Origin of the sequence: Psychromonas sp. SP041, assembly GCF_000470315.2 — a bacterium.
In the GTDB taxonomy this organism is placed as follows: Bacteria; Pseudomonadota; Gammaproteobacteria; order Enterobacterales; family Psychromonadaceae; genus Psychromonas.
In genome coordinates, this window is sequence record NZ_CBRF02000012.1 from 40,532 (window position 1) to 50,590 (window position 10,059).

The window sequence follows — 10,059 nt, forward strand, 5'->3', positions numbered from 1 at the left end:
GTTATTGAAATACAAGTTTAAATCTCAATCAAACAAGTCGTTAGGCGACTTTATCTTGTTAATCAATCCTTAGTTATTCCATATACCGTACAAAATAAATAACTATTCTTACTCGTTAATTCCTCATTAGCTTTTTAATTTAAACCGCTATTTATCCTAATAACATTAACTAATTAACCTAAATTCTGGTTAATGGAAGCAGAGTTTCATTTAAAACCAGAAGGTTACATTTAAAATCATAAGGTACTATTTTTTACTAGTCAGTGCCGTTAGTTTTGCGTGGTTCAAGCGAATTATTGAAGCAATAACGGGTTATTGATAGATAATTTAACGCAGAAATCCGATAAAATAGCGGTGTTATATCGCTTTTCTTATCCATAACTGAAGTTATTTACTCTGCTTAATGAGTGACAGCTTCGTACACAATAAAACTAACTTAACGGATTAACTGGTTATGTAAACTTGCATAATAATCATCTGTTTGTATGAGTTCGTTATGCGAGCCACTATTACGTATCGTGCCATCTTCCATTAAGTAAATTTTATCCATTTTATTCATTGCTGTTAAACGATGACTGATCATGAGAAGTGTTTTATCTTGAGCGAATTCAAATAATAGTTTTAATATATCGCGTTCAGTGCGTTTATCTAATCCTTCAGTGGGTTCATCGAGCAACAATATCGGTGCATCGTGTAACAGTGCCCGTGCGACACCAATACGTCTTTGTTCACCGCCAGATAACTGTCTACCGCCTTCACCTAGCCAAGTCTCAAAAGGTTGATCTCCTTCTGTTAAATTACTAAGACCTACAGTGTTAAGTATTGAGTGTAGTTTTTTATCATTAATATCTCGTGCTATTTTTTGCTCTGCAGCATTTTTAAATATTTGCTGTTCTGTTTCTGGTTGGGCAAGTATTAAGTTTTCTCGTAAGGTGCCTGAAAATATATAAACTCGTTGGCTTACGACAGAAATACCCGAGGTTAATGCTATTTGAGAGTATTGTTCGGTGACTAGATGATCAATTTCTATTGTGCCAGTGTTAGGTAACCACTCTCTTGTGATGAGTGATAATAAAGTGGATTTTCCGCAACCTGTTCGTCCTAATAAAGCGACTTTCTCTCCTGCTTTAATTGATAGATTTATATTGTGTAATACCCTTGATGTTGCGCTGTTGTTCGTTTCATCTGTGTAATTAAAGTTAATATTGCTAAGGTTAATATTACCTTGCCTGATCTGATGTGTACTTTGTTCATTAAAAACAATATCAGGTGTTTGTTCTAATAAATCATTCACTCTTGTTGCCGCATTAATACAAGAAGATAAGTGTTGGAAAGCGCCTGCAATAGGCAATAATATTTCAATACTCGCTAATGCCATAAAACCAATCATAGCGAGCATCGCTCCTGGTGGTTGATATTCACCAAAACCTGATGATGCTATGTATAAAATAATAAGTACGATAAAACCATGACATAAAACTAATAGCGCTTGGCTAAATGCCATGACATTAGCAACCATTTGCTGATTAGCTAATAATTTTTGCTCGGACTGTGTTAATTGTTTACGAAAGCGATCTGTGGCAGCAAATAAAGATATTTCTGAAAAGCCTTGTATAAATGCTAATAATTGCACTCGGTATTGGCGCTTACTTTCTAATTGAAGTATCCCTGGTCGGCGTCCTAAAAAGTAGAAAAGTACCGGTAATACTAACCAGAGTCCTAATAAACTAATACATAATATCAATGCCATTTGAATGTCGAACCAAGCAACAAACAGAAACATGGCAATCAATACAAAAAAAGCACTAAATAAGGGGGTGAGTAAACGTAAATATAAATGATCTAATGCATCTATGTCAGAGACTAGTCGATTTAGTATCTCGCCTTGTCTTTTACCTTGCATGTTTGACGCGCTAAGTGGTAATAACTTACTCCATGCCCATACCCGCAGTTGAGTCAGCAGTTTAAACGTGGCTTGGTGTGTTGATAAACGTTCACCGTAACGACTCACTGTTCGTAGTATCGATAGAAAGCGTACACCGCCAGCAGGAGTGAAGTAATTAAAGCTTTGTGTAGCCAGTAATGTTAACCCTGCAATAGCTGAAGCAGACAAAAACCACCCTGATAAAGACAATAAACCGATACCTGCTAGTAACGTTAGAATACTTAACACTAAGCCAACAGACATCATTAACCATTGTTTTCTGAAAAGCAGAATAAAAGGAAGTAGCACTTTCATTATATTGCTCCCTTTGTTTTGATTGAAGTAAGGGAGTTAATATCTGTTATATCTAGTTGCATTTTTTTAAATAAACCTTCCGTTTTATTGAGGGTTTCAAAGTTTCCTTGTTGTACTATCTTTCCTTTATCCAATACGATTATTTTTGAGATGTTTTGTAATTGGTCGAGACGATGGCTTATCATTATACTGCTCATATTTTGTGTCGCTTTAGCAATAGTATTAAAGATGACTTGCTCACTATGTTGATCTAAACTTGCTGTCGGTTCGTCTAATAAAAATAGTTGAACATTTTTAGTTAAAGCTCGCGCTAATGCAATACGTTGAGCTTGGCCAACTGAAAGACCCGCCATTTGCTCACCGATGAGGTAATCTAGGCTTAATTCTTTTTCATTAATAAAGTCCCATATACCTACTTTTTCTAACGACTCTTGTATTGTTGCATCTGATAAAGAGGTGTCACCCATCGAGATGTTTTCTCTAATACTGCCATAAAAAAGTTGTGGGTCTTGACCTAACCAAGCTAAATTTTTTCGCCATTGTGCTTTATCAATTGTATTCAGTTCAACACCATTAATCAGCAAAGATCCCTGATAAGGAAGAAAGCCTAACAGAGCGTTCATTAAACTAGTTTTACCTGAGCCACTGGGGCCAACAAATGCAATATTTTCACCTTGTTGTAAGGAAAAGCTTATTGGACCAACAAGTTGAGTACCGTCAAAGCTATAAACACAGAGTTGATTTGCTTGCAATGTAAGTGGATCATTAAGATTAATTTGGTTTTGTATCTTACTGATGTTTTGTTGCGGTACTGGTATCTCGTATTCAATCAATTCTTTGAGGGCTTCGGCGGCACCAATCGCTTGTGCTTTTGCATGGTAATGAGCGCCCATATCGCGTAACGGTTGGTAAAACTCTGGCGCTAGCATCAATATAAAAATGCCAGTGAAAAGCGTGATGCTTTCACCGTAATGTCCGAAATTTAGGTCTCCTAAAAAACTGAATCCGAAATAGACGGCCAGTACTGCAATAGAAATTGCTGCAAAAAACTCTAATACTGCCGAACTTAAAAATGCTAAACGTAAGACTGACATGGTGCCTGCTCTAAATGACTCTGATGCAGATTCAATGTTTTTTAATTCGACCGTACCTTGGTTAAATAATTTAAGTGTTTTTAAACCTTTCAAGCGATCCATAAAATGTCCGCTTAATTGTGTTAACACTTTGAAGTTTTTACGGTTTGCATCAGCAGCACCTTTACCTACTAAGATCATAAAGATAGGAATAAGTGGCGCGGTCGCTAATAAAATTAACCCAGCAGCCCAATTGAGAGGGAAAACGGCAATTAATATCGTTAAGGGGATGAAGCCTACTAACAACATTTGTGGTAAATAACGGGCATAAAAGTCTTGTAGGTCTTCTATCTGCTCTAATACAATAGTTGCCCAACTTCCTGCTGGTTTGCCTTTAATGTATGCGGGACCCAATTCACAGAGTTTATCTAATACCAGTTTACGAACTTGTAAGCGAAGACGTTTTCCCGCTTCGAAACTAGTGCGTTCACGCGCGAACACTAAAATAGCTCTGATTGGAATTAAACATAATAACATTATAAACTCATCGCTGAATGCTATCTTAGGTTGTTCTAATATAACCATTCCATGAATGATAGTGGCAATAAGGTAAGCTTGTAATATAAGAGAAAAGCCAGTTAATACACCTACAAAAATAGTTAAATTGAGAAAAAAACCGCAAGATTTTTTTTGTTCTTTTAACCATTTTGTAAGTTTTTTTTCTAAGGTGATATCCATTTATATAGCTCGTTATAGTGTTATAATTATTGTCACATATAATGTTATGTTTTAGACCCGTTATTTATCCAGATACAATACTCAGTGCACCTATTAAATTCAACTTGAATTAGTTTACAGTGAAGAGGTTCTTTTAGGTGAAATATCGGCTTTTATAAATATTATAATTAATGACTGTTAAGTTATTCTATCGACCTTATTTCTGAGTAGTTAGATAAGTTAACACAGGGATAAAAAGTACTTGTTATATCAGTGTTTGATATGATTTTTAATTTAAGAAAAAATAACCTATTATTTACTTCAATTCATACTAACAAATGGGAAAAATGTGTTAACTTCAAAATTACCAGTTCGAATTTATTATGAAGATACAGATGCAGGCGGTGTTGTTTACTATGCAAATTACTTAAAGTTTTTTGAGAGAGGCCGAACCGAATTCTTGCGTGAATTTGATATCCAACAAGATACACTTTTAGAACAAAATATTGCGTTTATGGTTAAGAAAGTTGATATGGATTGTATTAAGTCTGCTCGCTTTAACCAACTTTTAAGCGTTGAGACAGAGGTTCTATCTCATCGCAAGGCGAGTTTAATGTTTCAGCAAAAAGTTTTTAATGAAAACAGGGAACTTCTTTGTCAAGCAGATACTCTAATCGCTTGCGTAAATTTGCAAAAAATGAAACCAACCGCTATTCCAACAGAAATAATTGAGGTAATTACCCGTGCACGCTGATATGTCATTTTTAGGTTTATTCTTACAAGCAAGTTTGCTTGTAAAGTCGGTAATGTTATTGCTATTAGGCATGTCTATTTATTCGTGGACGTTGATTTTTTCTCGTTCAAGAATGCTTAAAGCAGCCCAAAATACACTCAAACATTTCGAAGAACGTTTTTGGTCTGGTCATGACTTAAGCCGTTTATACAAAGAAACTGCCGCTCGTAGTGAACGAGTTAATGGTGGTGAAAAAATATTTTACATGGGCTTTAAAGAATTTTCTCGTCTACATCGCATGCCTGGTCGTAATGTTGATGGTGTTATTGAAGGTGCTCATCGTTCAATGCGAGTGACATTGTCTCGTGAAATGGATGAATTAGAAGCGGGTTTACCTGCGCTTGCAACCATCGGTTCTATTAGTCCTTATATTGGTTTATTTGGTACCGTATGGGGTATTATGAATTCATTTATCGCATTAGGTGAAGTTCAACAAGCGACTCTATCTATGGTAGCACCTGGTATTGCTGAAGCATTGATTGCAACAGCAATGGGGCTATTTGCCGCTATTCCTGCTGTAATGGCGTACAACAAATTTTCAACACAAGTCGGACAGTTGGAAGCTTCTTACGTTAATTTAATGGAAGAGTTTACTTCTATTTTACAACGTCAAGCTATGACTGAAGGTGAGTAAGCATTATGCGACATTCTTATCGTTCACCTAGGCGTAAACGGGTTATAGCTGAAATAAACGTAGTGCCATATATCGATGTTATGTTGGTATTACTGATTATCTTTATGGTTACAGCACCTTTAGTGACCCAAGGTGTCAAAGTGGATCTTCCACAAGCAGTTTCTGAAGCATTACCAGAAGAAACGACACCACCGATAATTGCTTCTATAGACAAACAAGGTCGATATTATTTGAGTGCAGGTGAAAATGCAGACACACCGCTAGATAATAATGAAATGACTCGATTAGTTGAAGAACAGTTATTAGTTGATCCTAGAACTCAATTTATTGTTAAAGGTGACGGTGATGTTGATTATAAAACCGTTGTTAACTTGATGGTATTGTTACAGCAAGCTGGTGTGCCATCATTGGGTTTAATGACAGAGCCTGACGAATAGATGAAAAACAGTACAAATATTATTGCATTCATTACCGCATTTTCTTTGCACCTTATTATTGGTGGCATATTGCTAATGAGTGTTGAATTTTCTTTGCCAAAAGACAAGCCTAAAGAAGTTGTCTCGATTATTGATGCAACTATTATTAATCAGCAGATGCTTGATGACCTAGCAAAGAATGCAGATCAACAAAAACGTGCTAAGCAACAAAAAACTGATGACCAACGTAAGTTAAAAGAAAAAGAATTAGTCGAAGAAAAGCGCCAAGAAGCATTAATTCAACAAAAGAAAGACGATCAAATAAAAGCAGAAAAAGAAGCCGTAGAGCGTAAACAACAAGAAGTATTACGCAAAGAGCAAGAAACTAAACGCATTGAAACAGAAAAAGCTGCGGCAGCTGAAGCATTGCAAGAGAAAAAGCAAGCAGAAGAAGCGGCAAAAGTCTTAGCAGAAAAAAAGAAAGTGGAAGACGCAGCAAAGCAAAAACAAGAAGCCGAGAAAAAAGCATTAGCGACTAAAAAAGAAGCTGAGCGAGTCGAAGCTGAAAAATTAAACGCTGAGAAACTTGCAGCAGAAAAAGCTGTCAAAGAAAAAGCAGAAAACGAAAAAGCTGCAAAAGAAAAAGCAGAAAACGAAAAAGTTGCAAAAGAGAAGGCTGAAAAAGAAAAATTAGCAAAAGAAAAAGCAGCGAAGGAAAAGGCTAAAAAAGAGAAAGCAGCTAAAGAAAAAGCGGCAAAAGATGCAAAGGTTAAAGCAGAAAAAGACGCTAAGCGTAAAGCTGCAGCGGCTGCTGCTAAAAAAGAGCGACTAAGACAAGAAGAATTAGATAGACAAATGGAAGCGGAATTTTCAGATGACTTTTCAAGTGCAAGAAGCGCTCAGCAAACATCAGAAATAGCGAAATACCAAGCGTTGATTCGTTCTAAAATAAGCCGAAACTGGAAGGTTGACTCTAGTATGAAAGGCAGTACTTGTACTTTAGCGATTAAATTAGCACCAGACGGCTTAGTACTTAGCGCAAGAATGAGTAAAGGCGACAAGAGATTGTGTGATTCAGCTCGCCGAGCAACATTACAAGCTAAGACCTTACCTATTCCTAAAGACCCTGAAATTAGTTCACAATTTCGGGATTTTGATATTACATTAGAGCCAGAACTATAAGGAATGACCATGCTTGCTCGTTTTATGATGACATTAATACTGGTAGCGGTTTCTTTTAACGCATCAGCTCGATTAGAAATTTTAATTACAGAAGGTGTTAACAGTGCGCGTCCGATCGCTGTTGTCCCTTTTAAATGGTTAGGCAAAGGTAAAAAGCCTCAAAACTTCTCTGAAATTATTGCTGCAGATTTGCAACGTAGTGGTAAATTTAGTCCTTTATCTATTGAGAAAATGCCTAAAACACCATCAAGCAGCAAAGATGTTGATTATGCTGCTTGGACACAACTCGGTATAGAAGCGATTGTGATGGGGGAAGTTAAACCAGATGAAACGACTTCTGGTAAATATGTTGTTACCTTTGAGTTATTAGATATATTGACTGGCAATGTTAATATGCCTGATTTTGATCCTATTATGGATAAACGTCGTAATACAGTAACAACAACACAACTTCGTCAATACGCACACCGTATTAGTGACATTGTTTACGAAAAATTAACGGGTGAAAGAGGGGCCTTTCTAACGCGCATCGCTTATGTTGCAATTGATAGAAGTAGCTCTCATCCTTATCAATTACGTATATCGGATTACGATGGAGAAGGTGAAAAATTAGTTTTACGTTCAAAGCAACCAATTATGTCACCATCTTGGTCACCAGATGGACGTAAGCTAGCTTATGTTAGCTTTGAAAAGCGTCGTTCTCAAATTTATGTACAAGATCTGTATACGCAAAAACGTGAGTTAATGACTTCTTTCCCTAAAATTAATGGTTCACCATCTTGGTCTCCTGATGGAACTAAATTAGCTTTAGTATTGTCGAAAGACGGGCAGCCAGAAATTTATACATTTGATATAAAAACAAAAGCATTGAAACGATTAACAAATAATCGTGTCATAGATACGGAGCCTAATTGGACACCAGATGGAAATTCTATTATATTTTCTTCTGAACGTGGGGGAAGAGCACAGATTTATCAAGTGTCGCTCACAACAGGTGAAACAAAACGTCTTACTTGGCAGGGAGATATTAATTTAGGTGGTACAGTTACCCCTGATGGTGATAATCTTGTAATGGTTAGTCGTCATAATGGAAATTATATGATTGCCGTGCAAGACCTTGAATCTGGTGAGTTAAGAACTTTAACTAAAACACAGTTAGATGAGTCTCCAAGTATTGCCCCAAATGGCAGTATGATTATTTACAGCACTGTTTATAAAAATAAGCAGGGCTTAGCATTAGTTTCGATGGATGGTCGATTTAAAGCGAATATCCCAGCGAATAATGGTGAAGTTAAATCACCAGCATGGTCGCCATTTTTACAATAATTTAATATAAACGTACTAAGGAAATAAAATGAATCGTTCTATGATCACAAAAGGCTTATTGATTGCTTTACCAATGTTAGCTATCAGTGCTTGTTCTTCAACTTCAGATGCTGATGCAGAAGCTCAACGCATTGCTGATCAAGCAGCAGCAAATGCAGCAGCGGCACAACAAGCAGCTCAAGATGCTGTACAAACTGATACTATTCAAGCAATTGCACTAACTGCTGAAGAGAAATTAGTTGAAATGTACACAAGTGCAATCTTAGAAACTACAATCAACTTTGAGTTCGATCAATCTGTGATCTCTCCTAAGTACGCGTTAATCTTAGATGCACATGCAAAATACTTAGTAAACAACACTGACAAATCAATTACGGTTGAAGGTCATGCTGATGAATTAGGTACACCTGAATACAATATCGCACTAGGCGAACGTCGTGGTTTAGCTGTTTCAACTTACCTAGAAAACATGGGTGTTGCAGCAAGTCAAATTACAGTTGTAAGCTACGGTGAAGAGAAACCAGTTAATCTTGGACATAATGAGATGGCTCGTTCTGAAAACCGTCGTGCAGAATTAGTTTACTAATTTTATATGAAAAAACGTAATACTACAGCGGCCATTCTTTTGGCCGCTTTTTTCTCTACGTCCATCTATGCTGCAGCACCTATTTCTGATGCAACTGTTAGCACAGCAAGTAATGCTGAGTTACTCAAACGCATGGATGAATTGACCCGTGTGATGACAATTCGCAATAAAATGCAAATTCGTTTTCAAACTCAAATTGATCAGCTTGGACAAGAAGTTAATCAAATCAAAGGTTCGATTGAAGTATTTAATAATCAATTAGAGCAAATAGAAGACCGCCAACGTAATCTCTATCAAATGTTAGATGAACGTCAGCAAGGCTCTTCAACCAATCAATCTAATTCTGTACCAGACTCTAACTTATCTTCTGGTGATGGAACTGATAAAAGCGCATACCAATCAGCTGTAAATTTAGTACTTAATGACAAACAATATCAACAAGCTATTACTGCTTTTGAAGCCTTTGTTATTGATCATCCTAAATCAAGCTATGTACCTAATGCACAATATTGGTTAGGACAGCTTTTATATAAAGAGAAAAAGCGTAAAGAAGCTAAAACTGCTTTTTTAGTCGTGACAGAGCAATATCCTGAATCGAATAAACGCGCTGATGCTTTGCTTAAAATTGGTATTATTGATGAATATTCAGGGGCAATTGACTCTGCTAAATCATATTATCAAAAAACGATTACTGAATACCCAAGTTCTTCTGCTGCGAGCTTAGCGGATAAACGTCTTAAAGCGCTTTAATTTTATTCATATAATTCTATTTTATAGTGTGAGAATTATATATTGTTTAATTTCTCGGCAGATGAATTAAAAGTCGCAATTTTTTGTTGCGCTATTAAAAAATTTCTATATTATACGCCGCAGTTGAGAGGGACATGTGACTTAGTTCATGTTGTAACTTTTAATGAAAAGCTCAGTTGGTAGAGCTATTTATCTATTTAATTTTCAAATAGATCTTAAATTAAAACCAAACCGTATATCTTGTATATCGGTGTTTAGTTCAGTTGGTAGAGCTGCTAAGGCACTTTTAATTTAAAGTGAATTAGAAATTAAAACCAAGCCATATAGTTTATATATGGGCCGT

9 protein-coding genes are annotated in these 10,059 nt (G+C 36.2%); 7 read left to right on the forward strand and 2 right to left on the reverse strand.

The features are described 5' to 3' along the window. Positions 1 to 436: 436 nt before the first annotated feature. Together cydC and cydD are read right to left on the reverse strand one after the other, a co-directional pair. Entirely contained in the window at positions 437 to 2,239 is a 1,803-nt protein-coding gene (gene cydC, locus SP041_RS08455) for a cysteine/glutathione ABC transporter ATP-binding protein/permease CydC (RefSeq protein ID WP_137297564.1), read from the reverse strand. Continuing rightward, the gene (cydD, locus tag SP041_RS08460) at positions 2,239 to 4,050 is read right to left on the reverse strand and encodes a cysteine/glutathione ABC transporter permease/ATP-binding protein CydD (RefSeq protein WP_137297565.1); all 1,812 of its coding nucleotides are present in this window, start codon (positions 4,048 to 4,050) and stop codon (positions 2,239 to 2,241) included. The genes cydC and cydD overlap by 1 nt, the downstream gene beginning before the upstream one ends. A 328-nt stretch (positions 4,051 to 4,378) precedes the next feature. Here cydD and ybgC point away from each other — a divergent pair, with 328 nt between their 5' ends. From ybgC to ybgF, 7 genes are read left to right on the forward strand one after another with little or no spacing between them, the layout of a single operon-like run. Next, positions 4,379 to 4,783, forward strand: a complete 405-nt coding sequence (ybgC, locus tag SP041_RS08465) for a tol-pal system-associated acyl-CoA thioesterase (protein ID WP_137297566.1) — start codon at positions 4,379 to 4,381, stop codon at positions 4,781 to 4,783. Beyond that, complete coding sequence (gene tolQ / locus SP041_RS08470) at positions 4,773 to 5,456, forward strand: protein TolQ (protein ID WP_137297567.1); 684 nt, start codon at positions 4,773 to 4,775, stop codon at positions 5,454 to 5,456. The genes ybgC and tolQ overlap by 11 nt, the downstream gene beginning before the upstream one ends. A gap of 5 nt (positions 5,457 to 5,461) precedes the next feature. After that, positions 5,462 to 5,893 (forward strand): protein TolR, encoded by a 432-nt coding sequence (gene tolR, locus SP041_RS08475; protein WP_137297568.1) that lies wholly within the window; start codon positions 5,462 to 5,464, stop codon positions 5,891 to 5,893. Next, a complete protein-coding gene (tolA, locus tag SP041_RS08480; RefSeq protein WP_137297569.1) occupies positions 5,894 to 7,054 on the forward strand; it encodes a cell envelope integrity protein TolA in 1,161 nt (386 codons plus the stop codon). A 9-nt stretch (positions 7,055 to 7,063) separates the two neighbouring features. Beyond that, complete coding sequence (gene tolB, locus SP041_RS08485; RefSeq protein ID WP_137297570.1) at positions 7,064 to 8,380, forward strand: Tol-Pal system beta propeller repeat protein TolB; 1,317 nt, start codon at positions 7,064 to 7,066, stop codon at positions 8,378 to 8,380. 28 nt (positions 8,381 to 8,408) lie between these two features. Next, positions 8,409 to 8,966, forward strand: coding sequence for a peptidoglycan-associated lipoprotein Pal (gene pal, locus SP041_RS08490; RefSeq protein ID WP_137297571.1), 558 nt, complete (start codon positions 8,409 to 8,411; stop codon positions 8,964 to 8,966). A 6-nt stretch (positions 8,967 to 8,972) separates the two neighbouring features. Beyond that, entirely contained in the window at positions 8,973 to 9,716 is a 744-nt protein-coding gene (gene ybgF / locus SP041_RS08495) for a tol-pal system protein YbgF (protein ID WP_137297572.1), read from the forward strand. The last annotated feature ends 343 nt before the right edge of the window (positions 9,717 to 10,059 follow it).